Annotated in this window: 16 protein-coding genes; 6 read left to right on the top strand and 10 right to left on the bottom strand. The window is 74.2% G+C overall.

The window, feature by feature from the left end; translation table 11 throughout:
• Window positions 1-39 precede the first annotated feature (39 nt).
• Window positions 40-489, bottom strand: a complete 450-nt coding sequence (locus E1289_RS26780; RefSeq protein WP_131984913.1) for a peroxiredoxin — start codon at window positions 487-489, stop codon at window positions 40-42.
• Window positions 490-799: 310 nt separating this feature from the next.
• On the opposite strand from E1289_RS26780, the gene E1289_RS26775 reads away from it, so the two are divergent.
• The 4 genes from E1289_RS26775 to E1289_RS39145 all read left to right on the top strand — a co-directional run bounded on the left by E1289_RS26775 (window position 800) and on the right by E1289_RS39145 (window position 6,116).
• Window positions 800-2,068 carry a glycosyltransferase gene (locus E1289_RS26775; protein ID WP_131984911.1) on the top strand — a complete coding sequence of 423 codons (1,269 nt, stop codon included), beginning with the start codon at window positions 800-802 and terminating at the stop codon, window positions 2,066-2,068.
• A 141-nt stretch (window positions 2,069-2,209) separates the two neighbouring features.
• Window positions 2,210-5,176 carry a LuxR family transcriptional regulator gene (locus E1289_RS40210; RefSeq protein WP_279487811.1) on the top strand — a complete coding sequence of 989 codons (2,967 nt, stop codon included), beginning with the start codon at window positions 2,210-2,212 and terminating at the stop codon, window positions 5,174-5,176.
• A 289-nt stretch (window positions 5,177-5,465) separates the two neighbouring features.
• Window positions 5,466-5,894, top strand: coding sequence for a nitroreductase family deazaflavin-dependent oxidoreductase (locus E1289_RS26765; RefSeq protein ID WP_207929163.1), 429 nt, complete (start codon window positions 5,466-5,468; stop codon window positions 5,892-5,894).
• A gap of 6 nt (window positions 5,895-5,900) precedes the next feature.
• Window positions 5,901-6,116 (top strand): hypothetical protein, encoded by a 216-nt coding sequence (locus E1289_RS39145; protein ID WP_207929162.1) that lies wholly within the window; start codon window positions 5,901-5,903, stop codon window positions 6,114-6,116.
• Here the strand turns inward: E1289_RS39145 and E1289_RS26760 are convergent.
• From E1289_RS26760 to E1289_RS26745, 4 genes are all read right to left on the bottom strand, one after another.
• The gene (locus E1289_RS26760) at window positions 6,070-7,134 is read right to left on the bottom strand and encodes a diacylglycerol kinase (protein ID WP_131984909.1); all 1,065 of its coding nucleotides are present in this window, start codon (window positions 7,132-7,134) and stop codon (window positions 6,070-6,072) included. The genes E1289_RS39145 and E1289_RS26760 overlap by 47 nt on opposite strands.
• Window positions 7,131-7,919 carry an SDR family oxidoreductase gene (locus E1289_RS26755; protein WP_131984907.1) on the bottom strand — a complete coding sequence of 263 codons (789 nt, stop codon included), beginning with the start codon at window positions 7,917-7,919 and terminating at the stop codon, window positions 7,131-7,133. Before E1289_RS26755 ends, E1289_RS26760 begins: the two co-directional genes overlap by 4 nt.
• Before the next feature lie 84 nt (window positions 7,920-8,003).
• Window positions 8,004-8,603, bottom strand: a complete 600-nt coding sequence (locus E1289_RS26750; protein WP_131984905.1) for a histidine phosphatase family protein — start codon at window positions 8,601-8,603, stop codon at window positions 8,004-8,006.
• A gap of 84 nt (window positions 8,604-8,687) precedes the next feature.
• On the bottom strand, window positions 8,688-9,674 hold the full coding sequence (locus E1289_RS26745; RefSeq protein WP_131984903.1) for an ABC transporter ATP-binding protein: 987 nt from the start codon (window positions 9,672-9,674) through the stop codon (window positions 8,688-8,690).
• 305 nt (window positions 9,675-9,979) lie between these two features.
• On the opposite strand from E1289_RS26745, the gene E1289_RS26740 reads away from it, so the two are divergent.
• The gene (locus E1289_RS26740) at window positions 9,980-11,059 is read left to right on the top strand and encodes a S1 family peptidase (protein WP_243713168.1); all 1,080 of its coding nucleotides are present in this window, start codon (window positions 9,980-9,982) and stop codon (window positions 11,057-11,059) included.
• Between the two features lie 245 nt (window positions 11,060-11,304).
• Complete coding sequence (locus E1289_RS26735; RefSeq protein ID WP_131984901.1) at window positions 11,305-12,363, top strand: S1 family peptidase; 1,059 nt, start codon at window positions 11,305-11,307, stop codon at window positions 12,361-12,363.
• 108 nt (window positions 12,364-12,471) lie between these two features.
• Here the strand turns inward: E1289_RS26735 and E1289_RS26730 are convergent, their stop codons facing one another.
• The 5 genes from E1289_RS26730 to E1289_RS26710 form a co-directional block, all read right to left on the bottom strand.
• Entirely contained in the window at window positions 12,472-13,212 is a 741-nt protein-coding gene (locus E1289_RS26730) for an alpha/beta fold hydrolase (protein WP_131984899.1), read from the bottom strand.
• On the bottom strand, window positions 13,209-13,934 hold the full coding sequence (locus tag E1289_RS26725; RefSeq protein ID WP_243713167.1) for a GNAT family N-acetyltransferase: 726 nt from the start codon (window positions 13,932-13,934) through the stop codon (window positions 13,209-13,211). The genes E1289_RS26730 and E1289_RS26725 overlap by 4 nt, the downstream gene beginning before the upstream one ends.
• Window positions 13,931-14,140, bottom strand: coding sequence for an MbtH family protein (locus E1289_RS26720; protein WP_131984897.1), 210 nt, complete (start codon window positions 14,138-14,140; stop codon window positions 13,931-13,933). The genes E1289_RS26725 and E1289_RS26720 overlap by 4 nt, the downstream gene beginning before the upstream one ends.
• Window positions 14,141-14,151: 11 nt before the next feature.
• Window positions 14,152-18,045 (bottom strand): amino acid adenylation domain-containing protein, encoded by a 3,894-nt coding sequence (locus tag E1289_RS26715; RefSeq protein ID WP_243713166.1) that lies wholly within the window; start codon window positions 18,043-18,045, stop codon window positions 14,152-14,154.
• The coding region (locus E1289_RS26710; RefSeq protein WP_131984893.1) for a non-ribosomal peptide synthetase at window positions 18,042-22,433 on the bottom strand (4,392 nt) is incomplete at its 5' end. The genes E1289_RS26715 and E1289_RS26710, both read right to left, overlap by 4 nt.

The raw sequence follows: 22,433 nt of genomic DNA, 5'->3' as shown, positions 1-22,433 counted from the left end.
CCCCTCGACGATCAACCTCCCCGTCGTCCGCCCGTAGGCTCAACGAGCCTTCAGGGCCTCCAGGGCCTTGTCGGCGTGGGTGTTCATGCGGATCTCGCTCTTGACGACCGCCAGGACGCGGCGGTCGGTGTCGATGACGAAGGTCTGGCGCCTGGTGGGCAGGAGGGCGATGCCGCGCTTGACGCCGAAGCGGTCGCGGACGTGGCCGTCCGGGTCGGACAGCAGGGGGTAGCCGAGGGTGTTCCGGTCGGCGAACTCCTTCTGCTTGGCGACGGGGTCGGCGCTGACGCCGACCGGGTGGGCGCCGACCTTGGCGAGTTCGGCCGCCACGTCGCGGAAGTGGCATGCCTCGGCGGTGCAGCCGGGGGTCAACGCGGCCGGGTAGAAGAACAGGACCACCGGGCCCTTCTCCAGGAGCCCGGTCAGCGTGCGCGGCTCGCCCGTCTCGTCGGGCAGCTCGAAGTCGTCAACGACGTCACCGACGTTCATGGGACGAATCTACCGCCCCCGGCCATACCGCCCCGCCGGGCCAGCCGTGAGCCTCGCGCAGGCCGCCGCCGAGCATGGTCAGGACCTCCCCCCGGAGAGGTTCGATCCGCAGGCCACGTGCACAGAGCGGTTCGTCGTCCGTCTCGTCCGGTATTCCAGCAGGTGACGGGCGGTCTCGCGGGCTCCGGGCGGCACGGGGAGCCGATTCGCGACGTTTGACGCGGAGTGCGGACGGTTATAGAACATTGCGAGCAGGTGTCTACGACGCAGATACCTCCGAGCTTCCCCTGTGATGTCCCGGAGGATCCGTATGCACCGCCAGCTTCACATCGCGCTCGTGTCCGCCTCCGACCTTGACGGCGAACACCTGCAGTCAATCCATGTTCGGGACCTCGCCCGTTCGCTCACCCGCCCGCTGACCGCCGACGGCGAGCCGAACCAGGTCACGGTCTACACGCGGCGGCAGGACCGCGCCGCCCGCGGCCGGATCCGGCTCGCGCAGGGCGCCGCCCTCGTCAACCTGGACGCCGGGCCGGCCCGCCCGCTCCCGGACGACGAGCTGCTCAAGCACGTCCGTGACTTCGCCGACGAACTGCGCCGCCGCTGGTCGGGCGCGGGACGGCCGGACATCGTGCACGCGCACGGCTGGATCGGCGGCCTCGCCGCCTGCGCCGTCGCCCGCGAGCTGGACATCCCGTTCGCGCAGAGCTACCACGGCGTCGCCGCCGCCGAGCGCCGCGCCGGAACCCCGGTGCACCCGCACCGCGACCGCCTGGAGAAGGCCATCGCCCGCGGCGCGGACCTGGTGATCGCCGGGCACGCCGAGGAGGCCACCGCGCTGGTGCGGATGGGCATCCCCCGCCCGGCCGTCTCCGTCGTCCCCTACGGCGTGGACGGAGACCTGTTCTCGCAGGTCGGCCCCTCGATGCCGCGCGGCGACCGGCGCCGCCTGGTGATGGTCTGCGACGACCTGGAGGCCGGCGACGTCGCGACCGCCCTGCAGGCCATGGTGCACGTCCCGCACGCCGAGCTGGCCATCGCCGGCGGCCCCGCCCGCGAGGACCTGGACCACGACCCCGTCGTGCACCGGCTGACGCTGCTGGCCAAGGAGCTGCACGTCGCCGACCGCGTGATCTTCCTCGGCAGGATGCCCCGCAAGTCGCTGCCGAAGCTGCTGCGGACCGCGAGCCTCGCCCTCTGCCTCACCCCCCACCAGCCCTGCCCCTCGACCCCGCTGGAGGCCATGGCCTGCGGCGTCCCCGTCGTGACCGCCCCGGTGGGCGCGAGCGCCGACGAGGTCCTCGACCGGATCACCGGCCTGCACGTCCCCGCGGGGCGGCCGGTCGTGATCGGCCGCGCGATCCGGCGGCTGCTGTCGGAGGAGACCACGCTGCACGGCTACTCCATCGCCGCCGCCGACCGCGCCCGCTCCCGCTACTCGCTGGAGCGGATCGCCGCCGAGACGCTCCGCGCCTACCAGAAGGTGCTGCCCGCGCCCGAGCCCGAGCCGGTCACCGAGCCGGTCACCGAGGACGTGGCGGCGCGTGAGACCGACAGGACCCCCGCCCTGGTCGGCTGACCGTCCTCCACTCGGCGCCCGGCCTCCAGCCCCCACCCACCACCATTCAACGAACGAGCTCCACTCGGCGCCCGCACGGGCCCCGGATCCCCCGCCGGATCCGGGGCCCGCTCATGTCCCGCCGGTGGGATACTGGGCCGGATGACCGGAGGGGACGGCCCGATGCTGATCGGCAGGACAGCCGAGTTCGCGGAGCTGACCGCCGCGCTGGAGCGGGCCGCCGGTGGCGGCGCCGGCCTCGTGCTCGTCAGCGGCGACGCCGGGGTCGGCAAGACGCACCTGGTGTCCGCGCTCACCCGCACCGCCCGGGACAGGGGCTGCGCCGTCCTCGTCGGGCAGTGCGCCGAGCTGGGCGAGAGCATGCCCTACCTTCCGCTCACCGACGCGCTGTGGGCCGCCGCGCACGACGGCGGCCCCGAGGCGGAGGAGGTCCGCGCCGCGGTCGCCGCCCGTCCCGTCCTCGGGCGGCTGCTGCCCGACGGCGGCGGGGACCCGGAGGCGGCGTCCGAGCTGGGCCAGCAGCGGCTCTTCGGGGCCGTGCTCGGGCTCCTCGGCGAGCTCGGGGCGGAGCGGCCCGTCCTCCTCGTGCTGGAGGACCTGCACTGGGCCGACCGGTCGACCCGGCATCTGCTGACGTTCCTCGGCCGCGTCCTCCAGCGCGAGCGGGTGTGCCTCGTCGGCACCTACCGGTCGGACGACCTGCACCGGCGCCACCCGCTGCGGCCGGTGGTGGCGGAGCTGCTGCGGCTGCCGAACGTGACCGGCGTCCAGGTGCCCGCGTTCGGGCCGGGCGAGACCGCCGAATACCTCGCGGAGCTGTCGCGCGGTGCCGCGCCGGCGGCCGCGCCGGTGACCGGGGAGGTCGTCGCGCGGGTGCACCGCCGGTCGGAGGGCAATCCCTTCTACGCCGCCGAGCTGTACTCCGCCGGGCTCGGCTCTCCCGGCGCGGAGTCCGCGGGGCTGCCGTCCGGGCTGGCCGACCTGCTGCTGTCGCGGGTGGACCGGCTGTCGGATACCGGGCGGCGGGTCGTGCGGGCCGCCGCGGTGGCCGGGCGCCGCATCGACGACGAACTCGTCCGGCGCGTGTCGGGGCTGGACGAGACCGCGGCGGGCGAGGCGCTGCGGGAGGTCGTCTCGCACCAGCTGCTCGTCCCGTCCGGGGACGGGTACACGTTCCGGCACGCGCTGCTGCGCGAGGCCGTCTACGCCGACCTGCTCCCGGGCGAGCGGACCCGGCTGCACGCCGCCTTCGCGCGGCTCGCCGACCCGCCGGACGGGACGCGCGGACCCGCGGCGGAACTGGCCCACCACAGCCTCGCCGCCCACGACCTGCCCGCCGCGTTCGCCGCGTCGGTCCGCGCCGCGCGGGACGCCGGGCGCCTCGGCGCGCCCGCCGAGGCGTTCGAGCACTACGAGCGGGCGCTGGAGCTGTGGGAGGCGGTCCCCGGTCCCGAAGCCGCCGCCGGGACCGACCGGGTGCGGCTGGCGCTGGCCGCCGCGCAGGCGGCGGCGGAGGCCGGTGACCTGCGGCGCGCCGTCCACCGGCTGCGCCGGCTGCTGGAGGCCGCCGACCCCACGGACGCGCCGCTCGGCTCCCGCATCCGCGAGCAGCTCGCCACCTACCTCGGGGAGCTCGACGACTACGGCCCGTCCGTGGCCATGGCACGGGAAGCGGTCGCGATGCTGCCCGCCGACCCGCCGACGGTCGAGCGCGCCGAGGCCCTCGCCACCTACGCGCGGATACTGCTCTACCGGGACGACGACGGCGAGATGCCCGGCGTGGCAGAACGGGCCGTCGCGGCCGCCCGCGCCGCCGGGGCCACCGGCGCCGAGGCGAGCCTGCTGGTGACGCTCGGCATCTTCCGGGAGGCGGGCGAGGCCGACCCGGACGTCGCGGAGGTGTTCGCGCGGGCCCGCGACCTGTCCGCCGCGGACGGCGGGAACCCGCTGGTGGCGGGCCGTGCCGCGTTCCACTACGCGCGCACCAAGTTCGACCGCGGCGACCTCGCGGGCGCCGCGCACGCCGCCGAGGAGGGCGTGAAGTACGCCCTGGAGAACGGCCTCGGCTGGAGCACCTTCGGGGTCGTCCTGCGGTCCCTGCGGTACCTGATCCACTACACGGCGGGGAACTGGGCGGAGGCGAACCGGCTCGCCGCGGACTTCGCGGTGCAGGTCGTCCGGCCGCTGGAGGCGCAGATCTCCGCGTACGCGCTCTTCGTCGAGGTGGCGCAGGGCGGTCCCGGCGCGGACGAGCGGCTGCGCTGGATCACCCCGCTGCTGGACGAGGACCTGTTCCTCAACTACCTCGCGCGGGGCCTCGCCGCCGAGCACTCGCTGTGGCGCGGCGATCCCGAGACGGCCACCGGGCACATCGGCAAGATCCTCGACACCATCTACGGCACCTCGGTCGGTGTCATCCGGCCCGCGGCGACGGGGCTGTGGGCGCAGGCCGAGATCGCGGCGCGCGCCCGCGCCGCCGGCGACGACGCCGCCGCGCGGAAGGCGGCCGAGACCGCGGACGACCTGCTCGCCCGGGTCCGGCAGGCCGTCGCGTACACGACCAACGGGCGCCGGCGCGCCTGGATGGGCCTCGAAGCGCACGCGTGGCTGGCCCGCGCGGAGGCGGAGCGGCGCCGGGTGGACGGCGTCCACGACGTGGACCTGTGGCGGAAGGCCGCCGACCTGTTCACCTACGGCGAGCCGGACGGCGGGTTCGTCTACGAGGTGGCGCGGTCGCGGTGGCGGCTCGCCGAGGCCCTCGCCGAGCACGGCGACCGGGACGGCGCCGCCGGGCAGTGGCGGTCCGCCGTCCGCACCGCCGAGCGGCTCGGGGCCGCGCCGCTGCTGGCCGCGCTGCGCGACCTCGGCGCCCGCGCCCGGCTCGGCTCCGCGCGTCCCGCGCCCGCGGCCGGCCCGCTGGGCGCGCTCACCAGGCGGGAGCGGGAGGTGCTGAAGCTGGTCGCGGAGGGCCGCAACAACCGGGAGATCGCCGCGGCGCTGTTCATCTCCCCCAAGACCGCCAGCGTCCACGTCTCCAACATCCTCGCCAAGCTGAACGTGACGAGCCGCACCCAGGCCGCCGCCGTCGCGCACCGCGCAGAAATCTGATCTTGCGTTGCATCGGCGGTGGCGATAACGTCGAATTCGTGACTGCCGGGTCGGCCATGGGCCACGAGCGAGTGAGGTTCCCGGCCTCCGAGTGAGGCCGGAGCGGGCGCGAGGCCCGCCCATTCCCCTTCTCGTCCCATCTTCTTCTTTCCTCTTTCTCGCGCGCATCGCGCGATGTCATCGGGCATGCCCCGCCCCACCGGCATGCCCTGCCACGCCATTCCTGCAGCCACGGGCGGCTGCCGTCTCCGTGGCTCATTCGTCATGCCAGAAAACTTTCAGGAGACATATGGATTTCAATGCACAGGTCATCGAGGAGTTCCGTGCGAACGGCGGCCGCGTGGGCGGCATGTTCGAGAACGGGCGGCTGCTCCTGCTGACCACGACCGGCGCGCGGTCCGGCCGCCCGCACACGACGCCGCTCGGGTACCTGCCGGACGGCGACCGGGTCCTGGTCATCGCGTCGGCCGGCGGGTCGCCGAAGCACCCGGCGTGGTTCCACAACGTGGTGGCGAACCCGCGCGTCACGGTCGAGTCCGGCGCGTTCACCTACGAGGCGGACGCCGTCGTCCTTGAGGGCGGCGAGCGCGACGGCGCCTTCGCCCGCGCGGCCGGGTCGGACCCGGGGTGGGCGGAGTACGAGACCAGGTCGGGACGCGTGCTGCCCGTCGTCGCCCTCGTCCCCGCCGAGGGCGGCCCGCACGCCGGGCCGAAGTAGCACAAGGTGATGCAGGGGCTCCTGGACGAGCTGCGCCGCGTCCTCGACGCCGGAGATCCCGCGTCACTGCTCGCCGGGGTCGACCGGCTCACCACGGCGGTCCTCGCGCACCTCGATCACGAGGAGGAGAAGCTGGTCCCGCTCCTCGACGCGGTCGAGCTCCAGGGCCGGGCCCTCAGAGCAGGCCGCGCCCGGGGATCAGCGGGAGGTCGAGGGCGGTGAGCAGGCCGGGGGGCGCCTGGACGACGGCGGGCACGGCGTTGACCAGGCGCATCGCGGTCGCCTTCAGCCCGGCGGTGTTGTGGTCGCCGTCGGTGCCGAGGAGCCGCAGGTCCACGGTGTAGTTCGGCTCGCCGCGGACCTCGACCCGGTAGCAGCCGGCGCCGGCGGGCTGCGGCCAGTCGGGGGCGAGGTCGTCGCGGAGCCGCGTGACGTGCTCCAGGACGACGACGGCCTCGCCGCCGCGCATCCCGCGGACCTCGAACCGCAGCGCCGCCGCCGTGCCCTTCGCGATCGTCCCGGCGGAGACGGCGAAGGTCTCGGGGGCGGGCAGCCGGGTGTGCCACTCGGCGACCTCGTCCAGCTCCACGCCGAGCCCGGCGGCGATCTGCCGGACGACGCTGCCCCACGCCATCGTCAGGACGCCGGGCTGCAGCAGCATGGGCGTCTCGTCCAGGGACCCGCCGAAGCCCATGATGTCGAACAGGACCGTGCCCTGGTCGTAGGTGGCGTAGTTGAGGATCTCCATGCAGCGGACCTGGTCGATGCGCTCGCTGATGCCGGTGACGGCGAGCGGGAGCACGTCGTTGGCGAACCCCGGGTCGATGCCGTTGACGAAGATCGATGCCCCGCCCGCGGCGGCGGCCGCGCGCACCGGGTCCGACATCTCGGGCGGGACGACGCCGTCCGGGAACTGCAGGAACACCGGGCTGCTGGAGACGACGTTGACCCCGGCCCGCAGGATGCGGCACAGGTCGTCGATCGCCTCCGTCAGCCGCACGTCGGCCATCGAGGTGTAGACGACGCAGTCGGGCCGCAGCGCGAGCAGCGCGTCCTCGTCGCCGGTCGCGGTGACGCCCAGGTCGCGGCCGAGACCGGCGAGTTCCCCGGCGTCCCTGCCGACCTTCGCCGGGTTGGACACCCACACGCCCGCGAGTTCGAGGTCGGGCCGGGCGTCGATGCCCGCGAGGGCGTGCCGGCCGACGTTGCCGGTGCTCCATTGCACGACGCGGTACGTCACAGGTCCTCCAGGCCGAGGTCGAGGTTGGGGGCCTCGATGCCGCCGTCCACCCGCAGGAGGGCGCCGGTGACGTAGGCCGAGGCGGGCGAGGCGAGGTACAGGACGGCGGCGGCGATGTCCTCGGGGTCGCCGACGCGGCCGAGCGGCGTCTTGCGCTCCATCTCGGTGCGCAGCTCGTCGCTGGTCATGACGACGTCGAGCGCGGACGTCGCGACGGAGCCGACGGCGATCGCGTTGACGCGGACGCGCGGCGCCAGGTCGAACGCGGCGAGCCGGGTGTAGTGGGCCAGGGCCGCCTTGGCGCTGCCGTAGGCGAGGTACCCGCGCCCGGCGATCCGCCCGATCACCGAGGAGATGTTGACGACGCTGCCCGCGCCCGACTCCAGGAGGTGCGGGACGGCCGCGCGGGTCAGCGCGTGCGTGGTACTCACGTTGAACTGGAACGCGTTCTCAAGATGGCGCGGCTTGGTGTTCATGAAGGGGGCCGGCATCGCGCCGCCCATGTTGTTCACCACGATGTCGAGGCGGCCGAGACCGTCGGCGGCCCGGGCCGCCAGTTCGGCCGCGGCGTCCGGATCGCTGAGGTCCGCCGGGACGACCAGCGCCCGCCGCCCCGCCGCCTCGATCTCGGACGCGACCTTGCGGAGCTGGTCCTCCGTCCGGGAGGAGATGACCACGTCGGCGCCCGCCTGGGCGAGCGCGACCGCGGCCGCGGCGCCGATGCCCCGCCCGGCGCCAGTCACCACCGCTACCTTGCCGTCGATTCGGAACCGATCCAGGATCACCGGCGTCACCTCCGGGGCCGTCAGCCGTGCCGCACAGCCTACGCAGAAGGTAGAACGTGTTTCAATATCTACGCCGGTCGCTCCTCAGCGAACCGGGACGTTGTAGGACATCAGGGCGGCGGAGTCCCCCGACATCCGCAGTTCGGTGACGGCGCAGTTGCGCACCTGCGGGAACACCGCCCGGTACGCGGACGGCGCGATTCCCAGCAGTCCGCACAGCGTCAGCCGCAAGAGCGTGTTGTGGGTGACGACCAGGACCCGCTCGCCGGGGTGGCGGGCGGCGATGCGCCGCAGCGCCGCCATGCCGCGCTCGACGGCCTTGCGGGGGTCCTCCGATCCCGGGAACGCCCCGGCGACCGGGTCCGCCAGGAAGGCGGCCACGTCGGCGGGCGGCAGTTCGGCGAAGGTGCGGCCCTCCGCGGCACCGAAGTCGACCTCCGTCAGGTCGCCGTCGACCGTGATGGGGAGCCCGAGGGCGGACGCGGCCGGCGCCGCCGTCTCCCTGCACCGGGTGAGCGGCGAGGCCCACACCGCGGCCGCCCCCGTCCCGGCCGCCCACCGGCCGAGCCGTGCGGCCTGCTCGCGGCCGGTCGCGGTGAGCGCGACGTCGCTGACGCCCGCGTACCGGTGCTCCGTGTGCCACTCGGTCCGGCCGTGCCGGGCGACGTAGAGGGTGGTCTCCAAGGCGCTGCTACCCCCGGCTCTCGTGCGTGTCCGCCATGTCCGAGGGTAGCCAGCCGCGGCCCCTGCCGGTGCCGCCGCCGGGCGTCAGCGCCGCTGCCGCCGGGCGGCCAGGGCGTCCCAGTCGGTGAGCCAGTTGCGGCCCTCGTCGTCGATGAACGACCCCGGCGGCGGGGTCACCCGGTGCTCCCGCAGCCACTCGCCGGGGCGGCGCATCGCGGGGCGCAGGCCGCCGTCGCTCGGCATGAGCTGCGGCGGGATCGGCGCGGGCATCGACTGCGGGACCGCCTCGGCGGCGGCCTCGGCGAGGTCCTTCTCCTCCGCCATCCCGATCGGCCCCTGGCGGCGGGCGTTGAAGAACTGGTTCACGGCCGGGTGCGTGCTGGACAGCACCATCTCCCGCGGCCCGAACATCACCAGGCCGCGGCGGAACAGCAGGCCGAGGTTGTCCGGCAGGACGCGGGCGGTCCCGATGTCGTGCGTGACGATCAGGAACGTCGCGCCGAGCCGGGTGTTCAGGTCCACGAACAGCTGGTTGAGGTAGGCGGTGCGGACGGGGTCGAGGCCGGAGTCCGGCTCGTCGGCCAGGATGATCTCCGGGTCGAGGACGAGCGCGCGGGCGAGGCCGGCGCGCTTCTTCATCCCGCCGGAGATCTCGCCGGGCAGCTTCCGCTCCGAGCCGGACAGGCCGACCATCTCCATCTTCTCCAGCACGATGCGCCGGATCTCGGCCTCGCCCTTCTTGGTGTGCTCGCGCAGCGGGAACGCGATGTTGTCGTAGAGGTTCATGGAGCCGAACAGGGCACCGTCCTGGAACAGGACCCCGAACTGGCGGCGCAGCGCGTACAGGTCGCTCTCGCGCAGCCGCGGGACGTCGGCGCCGCCCACGTAGACGTGGCCGCGGTCGGGACGCAGCAGCCCGACGAGGTTCTTGAGGAACACCGACTTGCCGGTCCCGGACGGCCCGAGCAGGGCGGAGATCTCGCCCGCCGGGATGGTGAAGGACACGTCCTCCCAGATGACCTGCCGCCCGAACGACTTCCTGAGCCCTTCCACCCGGATCTCGACACCCATGCGCACTCCCGTGCGGGGAACCGGGGACGGGGGATCCGCGTCTTTCGTCCGGCCCCCGTCGCCCCGACTGTACGTCGGGCCCGGCCCGCCGGGGAGGCCCATTGGACGCCAAATCCACCCCAAAGTGGGCAATAGTCGACACCCTTCCCCCGGGTGGACCACCACGGATCTCGCACCCAATGTGACAATCCGTACCCGGCCGATTAGTCACTTTGTTGCCTTACGTCGCATTCAGGGTTCTTCCAGCATGTGCGGTGACCTCCGGCGCGCCAGTCCGGGTGCGCCCAATCCCCCCTGGAGGCACAGTGAGAATCCGTCCATCCCGCATCGGCGGCACCGCCGCCGTCACCATGGCCGCGTCCGGGCTGGTGGCGACCGCCCTCGTCGCCGCTCCCGCCGCGAACGCGTCCCACACCACGGCCGCCGCGCCCGTCGCCGCCACCTCGGACACCGGCGCGGTGGCCGCGAAGCTGGCGGGCCGACTCGGCTCCCGCACCGCGGGCGCCTACCTCGACCAGGCCACGCGCGACCTCGTGGTCACGGTCACCGACGCCAAGGCGGCGCAGGCCGTGCGCGCCGCCGGGGCCGTCCCGAAGACGGTCGCGCGCAGCGGCGCCGACCTGCGGAAGGTCATGGCGTCGCTCAAGCGCGACGCCGCCGTCCCGGGTACCGCCTGGGCCGTCGACCCCGCCGCCAACCAGGTCGTCCTCACCATGGACGGCACGGTGAAGGGCGCCGCGCTGAAGAAGGTGCGGAGCGCCGCCGCCAAGCACGGTACGGCTATCCGCACCGATCGCGTCGCGGGGAAGTTCCGGATGTTCGTGCTGGGCGGCGACCCCATCTTCGCCAACGGCGCCCGCTGCACGCTGGGCTTCAACGTCACGGACGGAACCGACTACTACTTCCTGACCGCGGGGCACTGCACGGCGGCGGGCTCGACCTGGACGGACAGCTCGGGGACCCCGCTCGGCACCAACGCCGGCAGCAGCTTCCCCGGCAACGACTTCGGCATCGTCCGGTACACCTCCACCCCTGAGGACACGCGGGGCGGTGTCAGGGGGCCCGGCGGCGGCTTCCACGACATCACGCACGCGGCGAACCCGACGGTCGGGCAGACCGTGATCCGCAGCGGCAGCACCACCGGCGTCCACAGCGGGCGGGTCACCGCGCTCAACCAGACGGTGAACTACGCCGAGGGCAGCGTCAGCGGCCTGATCCGGACGACGGTCTGCGCCGAGCCGGGTGACAGCGGCGGCCCGCTGTACTCCGGCTCCGCCGCGCTCGGGCTGACGTCCGGCGGCAGCGGCAACTGCTCCACCGGCGGCACCACGTTCTTCCAGCCCGTGACCGAGGTGCTCTCGGCGTACGGGGTCAACGTCTACTAGCCGCGTCCGCCCTGCTCACCGCGTCCCGCCGGGAACCTTGAGCCGGCGGGACGCACGCGCCGGCCCTTGATCCACAACATGAAGGCCTTTCACGGTCTGACCACGGGGCTGTTGTCAGGATGCCAACCACATCGTCCTGAATTGGTCACCTTCTGCGTCTTACATCCGCATTGACGGTTCTTACACCATGTCGGGGACCTCCGGCGCACCACAAGGGTGCGCCTGACCCCCCGCTGGAGGCACAAGTGAAGATCCGTTCCAAGCGCGTCGGCGTCGTCGCCGTCACCACGGCGACGTCCGCAGTGGTGGCCGCCACCCTCGCCACCGCACCCGCCGCGTTCGCGGCCCCCGCCGCTCCCGCCGCTCCCATCGACCACGGCGCTGTGGCGTCGGCGCTGGCGAGCAAGCTCGGCGCCCAGACCGCCGGCTCGTTCATCGAGTCCGGCAAGCTGGTCGTCACCGTGACCGACGCCGACGCCGCGCAGACCGTGCGGGCCGCCGGCGCCGTCCCGAAGACCGTCGCGCGCAGCGGCGCCGAACTGAACCAGGTCATGGCGGCGCTCAAGCGCGACGCCACCGTCCCCGGCACCGCCTGGGCCGTCGACACGGACTCCAACCAGGTCCTGCTCACGATGGACAGCAGCGTCAAGGGCGCCGCGCTCGCCAAGGTGAAGGCCGCCGCGGCCAAGCACGGCGCGGCCGTCCGGACCGAGCGCGTCGCCGGGACGTTCAAGAAGTTCACCCTCGGCGGCGAGGCCATCCGCACCGGCGGCTCCCGCTGCTCGCTGGGCTTCAACGCCCGCAGCGGCAGCACGTACTACTTCGTGACCGCCGGGCACTGCACCAACATCGGGGCCACCTGGACCGACGGCTCCGGCCGGGTGCTCGGCACCAGGTACGCCAGCAGCTTCCCCGGCAACGACTACGGCGTGGTGCGGTACACCTCCACGCCCACCGACACGCGCGGCGCCGTCAGCCTCTACGGCAGCGGCACCCGCGACATCACGAGCGCGGGCAACGCGACGGTCGGGCAGACCGTCTACCGCAGCGGCAGCACCACCGGCTACCACAGCGGCCGGGTCACCGCGCTCAACCAGACGGTGAACTACTCCCAGGGCAGCGTCTACGGCATGATCCGCACCACGGTGTGCGCGGAGCCGGGCGACAGCGGCGGCTCCCTGTTCGCCGGCTCCACCGCGCTCGGCCTGACCTCCGGCGGCAGCGGCAACTGCAGCTGGGGCGGGACGACGTTCTTCCAGCCCGTCACCGAGGTGCTCAACCGCTACGGCCTGAGCGTCTACTGACCGGCATCCGCCGACCCGGCCACCGGCCGGTACCAGAGATGAGGCGGGCCGCCCCCGGCACGGACTCCCGTGGGGGCGGCCCGCCGCCGTCTCACCGGCCGCTCCCCCTCAGGGGACGGCGGGGACCTCCAGGGCGCGGTGGACCTCCGCGATGACGTCCCGCTGCCGGTCCGTCAGGTAGAAGTGGCCGCCCGGCAGTACCTTCAGGGCGAAGCCCCCGTCGGTGACCTCCGCCCAGCGGGCGGCCTGCTCCCGGGTCACGTGCGGGTCGGCGTCCCCGATGATCGCGGTGATCGGGACGGTCAGGCGCGGCCCCGCGGCCCGGTGGGCGTAGTCCTCGATCAGCTTGAAGTCGTTGCGGACGTACGGCAGGACGAGCTCGCGCAGTTCGGGTTCCCGCAGCGCCTCCGCGTCGCTGCCGCCGAGCTTCACCATCTCCGCCACGACCGCGTCGTCGTCCTTGTCGGAAACGCGGTCGCCGCCGCGGTCGTGCGGCGGGCGGGCGCCGGAGGCGAACACGTGCACCGGGGCGCTGCCCCGCTCCTGCAGCAGCCGCGCCACCTCGTAGGCCAGGACGGCGCCCATGCTGTGCCCGAACAGGGCCGCGGGGCGGTCCATCAGCGGCGCCATCGCGCTGGCGACGAGGCGGGCGAGCTGGTGGGCGTCGCCGACCATCGCGTCGGCGATCCGGTCGGCGCGGCCGGGGTACTGGACGGCGTGGACCTCGACGGCCGGGCTGATCTCCTTGGCCCAGGGCCGGTAGAACACCGCCGACCCGCCCGCGTGCGGCAGGCAGAACAGCCGCATCGACGCCCAGGGGCGGTTCTCCGGGCAGCGGAACCACGTCACGTGATCAACTCCTCCTCCTTGGGTCGGCGGGCGGCCCCGGCCCCGGCGGCCGCGCGGTCACCGGCGCGGTCACCGGCGCGGTCACCGGCGCGGGCGCGCGGGTCGTGCGGCAGCGGCCACGGCGCGAGCCGCGGGTCGGGGACGGGCTTGTCCACGACGCTCTGCGCGGCCACCGCGAAACCCCGGCGCCGGTAGTTGGCCATCGCGTTCGGGTGGTCGAGGCTGCTGGTGCGCAGCCACACGCGGGTGGCGGGGCCGGCGTCCAGGGCCCACAGCTTCCCGCGCTGCCAGGCGCGGCGGGTGCACTGCTCGACGAGGTAGCCCCCGTAGCCGCGGCCGACGAACGCGTGGGTGAGCCCCACCAGGTGGATCTCGGTGTCGCCGCCGGGCTGCGCCTCGATCTCGAAGAAGCCCGCGATGGTGCCCTCGGCCATGGCGATCCACGTGGACAGCTCGGAACGGTCCACCCACGCCTGCCAGTCGGCGTGCGACCATCCGAACCGGTCGGTCCAGCAGACGCGGGCGCCGACGGCGGCGTACATCGCGCGGCTGACCTCGGGGGACGGCAGCCTCGACAGCGTGAACGTCATCTCGACGCCGGGCAGCGGCGCGGGACGCAGGTCCGCCGCGTCCAGCATCTCCATCGTCCACTCGATGACCCCGGGGATCTCGATCTCGTCCCCGCGGAGCGCCGGCGTGCCGCCGTCACTCACCCCGGTCACTCACCCATCGCCTCGATGAGGCTCTTGGGGCGCATGTCGGTCCAGATCTCGTCGATGTAGTCCAGGCACGCCTGCCGGGTGTCCTCGTTCTTGGCGACCGTCCAGCCGGCGGGGACCTCGGCGAAGGACGGCCACAGCGAGTGCTGACCCTCGTCGTTGACGAGGACGAGGTAGGTGCCGTCCGGGTCCTCGAAGGGGTTCGTCATGTGGGTCCCTCTCAATCCGTGCTCTGTAGTTTGTCGAGTTTTGCGGCCAGGACGGCGCCCATCTCGGCGGCCGGGCCCGGCTCCATGAGGAGGTGGTGGTCGATGTCGAGGGGGTAGTCCTCGATCTCGCCCTCGACGAGCGGCCCCCAGTTGGAGCGTCCGGTGGGCGAGTCGGCGGTGCGGCCCTGCAGCGCGGTGAAGAAGACGATGTCGCCGCGGAACCGGCCCGGCCGGTACTCCTCGGCCTGGCGGAGGCCGTTCTCGTAGTTGCGGTAGACGTTGACCAGGTCGTCCTCGCCGAGGGTCGCGAGGGCGTCGTCGCGGGCGGCGAGCACCGCCATGATCTGCGCCATGTCGGGGTTGCCGTCCGCGGCGATCATTCCGGCGTCGACGCCGATGGCCTCCAGCAGCTCGGGGAGGATCTCGCGCCGTTCCGATTCGAGGTCCTGGCCGTGGTAGGCGTCGATGAGGGCGAGCAGGCCGACGCGCTCGCCGGCGGCCTGCAGCCGCACGGCCATCTCGTAGGCGACGAGCCCGCCGAGGGACCAGCCCGCGAGGTGGTAGGGGCCGGCCGGCCGGACGGCCCGGATCTGCGCCAGGTAGTCCTCGGCCATCTCCGCGACGGACCCCGGCAGGTCCGACCGGGTGAACGCGCGGGCCTGGAGCCCGTAGACCGGCTGGTCGGGGCCGAGGTGGCGCTGGAACTGGAGGTAGCCCCACGCCAGGCCGCCGGCGGGGTGGACGAAGAAGACCGGCGGGCGGGTCCCGGACGTCCGGATGGGCAGCAGCACCTCGAAGCCGAGGCGGTCCTCGGGCTCGCCGACCCTGGTCAGCGCCTCGACGGTCTGGTGGGTGAACACGTCGCGCGGGGTGAGCTCGATGCCCTCCCGGCGCGCCCGGGTGACGAGCTTCAGGGCGGCGATGCTGTCGCCGCCGAGGTCGAAGAAGCTGACGTCGGCGCCGACGCGGTCGAGGCCGAGGACATCGGCGACGACCGCGCAGAGCCGCTCCTCCTCGGGCGTGCGGGGGTCGCGCCCGGCGGCGGCCTCGCCGTAGTCGGGGACCGGGAGCGCGCGCCGGTCGAGCTTGCCGGTCGGGCCGACCGGGAAGGTGTCGAGCCGGACGAACGCGGCGGGCACCATGTACTCGGGTACGCGTGCGGCGACGAACTCGCGCAGGCCATCGATGGAATCGGCGATGACGTAGGCGACGAGCGTCTTGACCCCGGGCGTGTCCTCGCGGGCGACGACGGCGACGTTCGCGACGGCCGGGTGGGCGGCGACGGCGGCCTCGATCTCGCCGAGCTCGATCCGGAAGCCGCGGACCTTGACCTGGAAGTCGACGCGGTCGAGGTATTCGAGGGTGCCGTCCGCCCGCCACCGGACGAGGTCGCCGGTGCGGTACATGCGGTCGCCGGGCGCGCCGAACGGGTCGGCGACGTAGCGCTCGCCGGTCAGCGCGGGCCGCCGCAGGTAGCCGCGGCCGAGCCCGGCGCCCGCGATGTACGCCTCGCCGGCGACGCCGGGCGGGACGGGACGCAGCCCCTGGTCCAGCACGTGGACGCGCATGTCGTCGATGGGGCGGCCGAGGACGGCGGACGTCTCCGACGGGTCGCCGAGCGGGGCGCGCTGCCCGGCGATCGTGGTGTACGTGGTGGCCTCGGTCGGGCCGTACACGTTGCCGACCTCGGTGTCCGGGCAGGCGGCGAGGACCTTGCGGATCGCGGCCGGCGAGCCCGCCTCCCCGCCGGTCAGCACCTCGCGGAGCCGCGCGAACGCGTGCGGGCGCTCGTCGGCCACGAGGTTGAACAGGGTCGTGGTGAGGAACAGCCCGGTCAGCTCCTCCGCGGCGATGATCGTTTCGAGGGCCTGGCCGTCCAGGTGGCCGGGCGGCGCGACGACGGCCGTCCCGCCGTGCAGCAGCGGCGTCCACACCTCGTAGATGGACGCGTCGAAGGCGTGCGGGGAGTGGACGAGGACCCGGTCGTGCGCGCCGCCGCGCAGCCGCCCGTCGGTCGCGAGGTCGAGCGCGTCGCGGTGGCGGAGCATGACGCCCTTGGGGACGCCCGTGGAGCCGGACGTGAACAGCACGCAGGCGAGCTGCTCGGGGTGGCACGGGACGCCGGGGTCGGTGTCCGGCTGCGCCGCCGTCTCCGGGTCGTCGTCCACGACGAGGATCCGGGCGGCGGTGCCGAGCGCGGCGACGCGGTCGCGCATGGGGGTGTTGACGACCAGGACGGGCGCGGCGACCTCGGCGACCGCCCAGGCCAGCCGCTCCGGCGGGTAGCCGTGGTGGATCGGCGCGTACGCCCCGCCCGCCTTGAGGATCGCCAGCGACGCCACGACGGTGTCGGCGGAGCGTTCGAGGAGGACGGCGACGGGCGTGTCGCGGCCGACGCCGAGCCCGATCAGGCGGTGCGCGAGCCGGTTCGCGCGGCGGTCCAGTTCCGCGTAGCCGATGGATTCGCCCGCCGCGCGGACGGCGGTGGCCCGCGGCGCCTCGGCGAGCCGGGCGGCGAAGCGCGCGGTGAGCGTGCCGGGGTCGCGGCCGGTGACGGGGCCCTGCCACTCCTGGAGGACGCGGGCGCGCTCGTCGCCGTCCAGGACCTCGATGCGGCCCAGCGGGAGGTCCGGGCGGTAGGCGACGGCCTCCAGGATGCGGACGAAGCGGCGCATCAGGCGTTGCGCGTCGTCCTCGGTGAAGAGGTCGGTGCGGTGGTCGATGCGCAGCGACAGGCCGCGGCCGGGCACGGCGGCGAAGGTGAGGGGGTAGTGCGACGCGTCGTAGCCGTCCACGTCGTGGAGGGTGAGGCCGCCGAGGTCGGTGCCGGCGGCGTCCGGGTCGAAGGGGTAGTTCTCCAGCACGGTCATCGTGTCGAAGAGCGTGCCGGCGCCGGTGAGCCGCTGGATGTCGGACAGGCCGAGGTGGTGGTGCGGCATGAGCGCGGCCTGCTCGTCCTGGAGCCGGGTCAGCGCCTCGGCGACGGTGTCGGCGGGGCGGACGCGGACCCGGATCGGCAGCGTGTTGATGAACAGGCCGATCATCTGCTCGACGCCCGGCAGTTCCGGCGGGCGGCCGGACACGGCGGCGCCGAACACCACGTCGGTCGACCCGGTGAGGCGGCTGAGCAGCGTGCCCCAGGCGAGTTGCAGGACCGTGTTGAGGGTGACCCCCTGGGCGCGGGCGCGCGCGCTGAGCGCCGCGGTGAGGTCTTCGGTGAGGCGGATCCGGACCCGTCCGGGGCTGTCGGCGCCGGGTTCGGGTGCGCCCGGTGCCACGAGCGTGGGCTCGTGGACGCCGTCGAGGGAGCGGCGCCAGGCGTCCTCCGCGGCCGGCCGGTCCTGCGCGGCGAGCCAGGCCAGGTAGTTCTTGTACGGAGCGACGCGCGGCATCCCGGTGTCGTCGCCCTTGGCCAGGTAGAGCGCGAACAGTTCCGTCTGCAGGACGGGCGTGGACCAGCCGTCCAGCAGGATGTGGTGGTTGGTGAACACCATGCGGTGCAGGCCGTCCGCCAGCTTGATGAGCAGGAAGCGCAGCAGCGGCGGTTTCGTCATGTCGAACGGCCGCGCCCGCTCGGCGTCGGCCAGGTCCCGCGCCCTGGCGCCGCGCTCGCCTTCGGGCAGGGCGGAGAGGTCGGCGTCGTTCCAGGGCAGGCGCACCTCGCGGTGGACGACCTGGACCGGCGACCCCTCCTTGCGCTGCCGGAACCCGGCCCGCAGGTTGGCGTGGCGGCGCAGCAGCGTCGCGGCGGCGGCGCGCAGCGCGTCCACGTCCAGGGGCCCGCGCAGGTCGAACACGATCTGCGCGGTGTAGACGTCGTTCTCCGAGTCGTACAGCGCGTGGAAGAAGAGCCCCTGCTGCAACGGGGACAGCGGGAGGATGTCCTCAAGCTGCGACTTGCTCAATCCAGCTCCCATTCGCCGTCGAGCTCGGCGGCGAGCTCGTCGATCTCCTCCTGGCTGACGTCCACCAGCGACAGGTCGGACGGGGTGAACCCGCCGACGGGCCCGTCGGACGCGCCGTCCGCGACGTGCGCGACCAGGCCGCGCAGGGCCGCGAACCAGCGCCCGGCGAGGTCGTCCATCGCGGCCTCGTCGAACAGGCCGCCCGCCCAGGTCCAGGTCGCGGACAGTTCGGGGCCGTCCGGCAGGTCGCGGGTGTGCGCGTTGACCTCGATGGCGTGGACGAGGCCGAGCGCGCCGTCCTGCCCGGTGCCGAGGGCGTCGCCGTCGGCCTGCGCGGCCGGTCCCCAGTCGGTGGCCTCGGGCACGGCGGACCGGCCGAGGTAGTTGAACGCGATCTGCGGCGTCCCGGCGAGCCGCTCGCCCGCCGCGGGGCCGAGGTAGCGCAGCAGGCCGTACCCGATGCCGTTGTCGGGGATCTCGCGGAGCTGCTCCTTGACCCGTTTCAGCGCGGTCCCGACGGCCTGCCCGCCCTCGCGGACGTCGGCGGGCTCCACCCATCCGGCGTCGAGCCGCACGGGGTGGATCGAGGTGAACCAGCCGGCGGTGCGGGACAGGTCCACGCCAGGGACGATCTCCTCGCGGCCGTGGCCCTCCAGGTCGATGAGGACGGCGGTCTCGTCGCAGATACCCCGGTCGCGGCGCCATTCGGCGACGGCCAGGGCGAGGCCGGTCAGCAGCACGTCGTTGACGCGGCCGTGGAAGGCGGCGGGGACCTCGGTGAGGAGCGGCGCGGTGACGTCGGCGGGCAGGTCGAGCGTGCGGTGCCGCGCCGTGCCGAACGTGTCGGCCGCGGGGTCGAGCGGGCGGGCGCCGAGCGCCGGGTCGGGGGTGGCGAGGATGTCGTCCCAGAGCGGCAGCTCGGCGGTGCGGGCCGGGTCGGACGCCTCGGCGGCCAGGCGCTGCGCCCAGCGGCGGAACGAGGTCGGCACGGGGTCGAGGTCTCCCCCGCCCCACGCGGTGACCAGGTCGGGCAGGATGATCCGCCAGGAGACGCCGTCCACGGCGAGGTGGTGGACGGTGAGCAGCAGGCGGCCCGAGTCGCGCTCGCCGGCGTCGAACCAGACGAGCTGCGCCATCGTCCCCGCGGCCGGGTCGAGGCGGCGGCGGGCGGCCTCGGCCTCGGCGGCGAGGACGGAGCGGAGCGCGGCCGCGTCCAGGCCGGTGACGTCCACGCGGCGGACGAGCGCCGCCGCGTCGACGGTGCCGGGCTCGGTGACCTCGAACTCGGGGCCGGTCACGCGGAGCCGGAGCATGTCGTGGTGGTCCAGGACGCGCTGCAGCGCGGCGGTCAGCCGGTCGAGGCCGACACCCGGCGGGACCTGGAGGAGCATCCGCTGGCTGTAGCCGTCGACCGGGCCGTTCAGGTCCTGGAACCAGCGCATGATCGGGGTCGCCGGGATCCGGCCGACTCCGGCGCCGGGCGCCTCGGCCTCGATCTCCGCGCCCTCGCCGGCCGGGCGCGCGGCCGCCGCCAGTTCCTCGACGGTCTGGTGCTGGAACACCTCGCGCGGGGTGATGACCAGGCCGCAGCGGCGGGCACGGGAGACGAGCTGGATCGCGATGATGGAGTCGCCGCCGAGGTCGAAGAACCCGTCGTCGATCCCGACCCGCTCCAGCCCGAGCACCTCGGCGAACAGGCCCGCGAGCACCTCCTCCCCGGGCGTCCGGGGCGCGCGGGACGACACCTTCGCCGCGAAGTCGGGGGCGGGCAGCGCCGCGCGGTCGAGCTTGCCGTTCGAGGTCAGCGGGAGGGCGTCCAGCTCGACGACGGCCGCCGGGACCATGTAGTCGGGCAGCGACCTCCCGGCGAAGCGGCGCAGCTCCGCCGGGTCGGCGCCGGTCCCGGCGACGTAGGCGACCAGGCGGTCGTCGCGGACGAGCACGGCCGCGTCCCGGACGGCCTCGTGCCTGGTCAGCACCGCCTGGATCTCGCCCAGTTCGATGCGGAAGCCGCGCAGCTGCACCTGCTGGTCGGCGCGGCCCAGGTATTCGAGCGTCCCGTCGCGGCGCCAGCGGCCGAGGTCGCCGGTCCGGTACATCCGGGTGCCGGGCCCGCCGTGCGGGTCGGCGACGAAGCGCTCGGCGGACAGGCCCGGTCGGTGGAGGTAGCCGCGCGCCAGGCCCGCGCCCGCCACGTACAGCTCACCGGCCACACCGGGCGGGACGGGCTGGAGGCGGTCGTCCAGGACGTACAGCTTCAGGTCCGGGATGCCGACGCCGATGAGGCTGCCGGGCGCGGTCGCCGCATACGCGCGGTCGAGCGCGATGTAGGAGACGTGCACGGTGGTCTCGGTGATCCCGTACATGTTGACCAGCGTCGGCGCGTCCTCGGCGTGCCGCGAGTACCAGTCTTCGAGACGGCCGAGATCCAGGGCCTCGCCGCCGAAGACGATGTAGCGCAGCGCCAGATCGGAGCCTGGGTCGTCCCTGTCGGCCGCCATCAACTGGTAGAAGGCCGAAGGAGTCTGGTTCAGGACGGTGACGCGCTCGTCCACCAGCAGCTTGAGGAAGTCCTGCGGCGAACGTGAGGTCTCGTAGGGGACGACGACGAGGCGTCCCCCATAGAGGAGCGGCCCCCAGAGTTCCCAGACGGAGAAGTCGAAGGCGTAGGAGTGGAACAGGGTCCACACGTCGTCGGGGCCGAAGTCGAACCACTGCTCGGTCGACCGGAGCAACCGCACCACGTTCTGGTGCGGAACCACGACGCCCTTGGGGCGGCCCGTCGAACCGGAGGTGTAGATGACGTACGCCGGGTGGTCCGGGTCAATGGTGACACCGGGGTTGGTGTCGGGGCGTCCAGGTGCATCCAGGTCGTCCGGGCCGAGGGTGAGGACCGGCCGGGCGTCCTCCACCATGTACGCGATGCGGTCTTCGGGGTAGTCCGGGTCGATCGGCACGTACGCCGCGCCCGCCTTCAGCACCGCGAGGATCGCCACCACCAGATCCGCCGAACGCGGCAGCGACAGCGCCACGAACTGCTCGGGGCCCACTCCCCGCTCGATGAGGCGGTGCGCCAGGCGGTTGGCCTTCGCGTTCACCTCGCCGTACGTCCACGACACACCGTCGCACGTCACCGCGGGCGCGTCCGGGCGCGCCGCCGCCTGAGCCTCGAACAGCGCCGGGACGGTCGCCCGCTCGGCGCCGCCGCCCTTGCCGCCCGCCCACCTGCGCAGGATCGTGCGGCGCTCGGCGCGGTCCAGGATCTCGGCGGCGCCGATGGGCGCGTCCGGGTCGGCGACCAGCTCGCGGACGAGCCGCTCGAAGCGGTCCGCGACGGACCGGGCGGTGTCGGGGTCGAAGAGGTCGAGGGCGTATTCGAGACCGGCCTCGATCCCGGCGGGCGCGCCGTCGTCGCCGTGCCGCTCCGCCAGGTAGAGCGACAGGTCGTACTTGGCGATCCCCGACCCCAGCGGTTCGGCGCCGCCGGTCAGCCCGTCCAGCTCAAGGCGGGCCTCGGGGTTGTTCTGGAACGACAGCACGACCTGGAACAGCGGGTGCCGCGCCATCGAGCGGGCCGGGTTGAGCACCTCGACCAGCCGCTCGAACGGGAGGTCCTGGTGCCCGTAGGCGGCGAGGTCGGTCTCCCGCACGCGTTCGACGAGTTCGCGGAACGACGGGTCCCCGGAGGTGTCGGTCCGCAGGACGAGCATGTTGACGAACATGCCGACGAGGTCGTCCAGGGCCTCGTCGGTGCGGCCCGCGATCGGCGACCCGATCGGCACGTCGGTCCCGGCGCCGAGCCGGGTGAGCAGCGCGGCGTACGCGGCCTGCACGACCATGAACAGGCTCGCGCCGCTCTCCCGGGCGAGGGCCAGCAGGCCGGCGTGGACGTCGGCGTCCAGCTCGAACGCGTGCGTGGCGCCCCGGTACGTCGCCTCCGGCGGGCGCGGCCGGTCGGCGGGGAGCCGCAGCTCCTCCGGCAGCCCGGCCAGGGCGTCCCGCCAGTAGGCGATCTGCCGGGAGATCAGGCTGTCCGGGTCGTCCTCGGAGCCGAACAGCTCGCGCTGCCAGAGCGTGTAGTCGGCGTACTGCACGGGCAGCGGCGCCCACTCCGGCTCCCGCCCCCGCGACCGGGCCGCGTACGCGGCGATCACGTCGCGGGCGAGCGGCGCCATCGACCAGCCGTCCGCCGCGATGTGGTGCAGGACGAGCATCAGGACGTGCGTGTCCCCGCCGAGCGCGAACAGCCGGGCCCGCAGCGGCGGCTCGACCGACAGGTCGAAGCCCTGCCCGGCGGCGGCCGCGAGCGCCATCGGCAGCGCGGCCTCACCGGTCTCGGCGACGTCGAGGCGGGGGCGGGCGGCGGCCGGGTCGAGGACGAGCTGGCG

The sequence above is a fragment of the Actinomadura sp. 6K520 genome, assembly GCF_004349245.1.
Lineage (GTDB): Bacteria > Actinomycetota > Actinomycetes > Streptosporangiales > Streptosporangiaceae > Spirillospora.
Note: the sequence above shows the minus strand (reverse complement) of the source record. Positions and strands in the feature narration are given on the sequence as shown.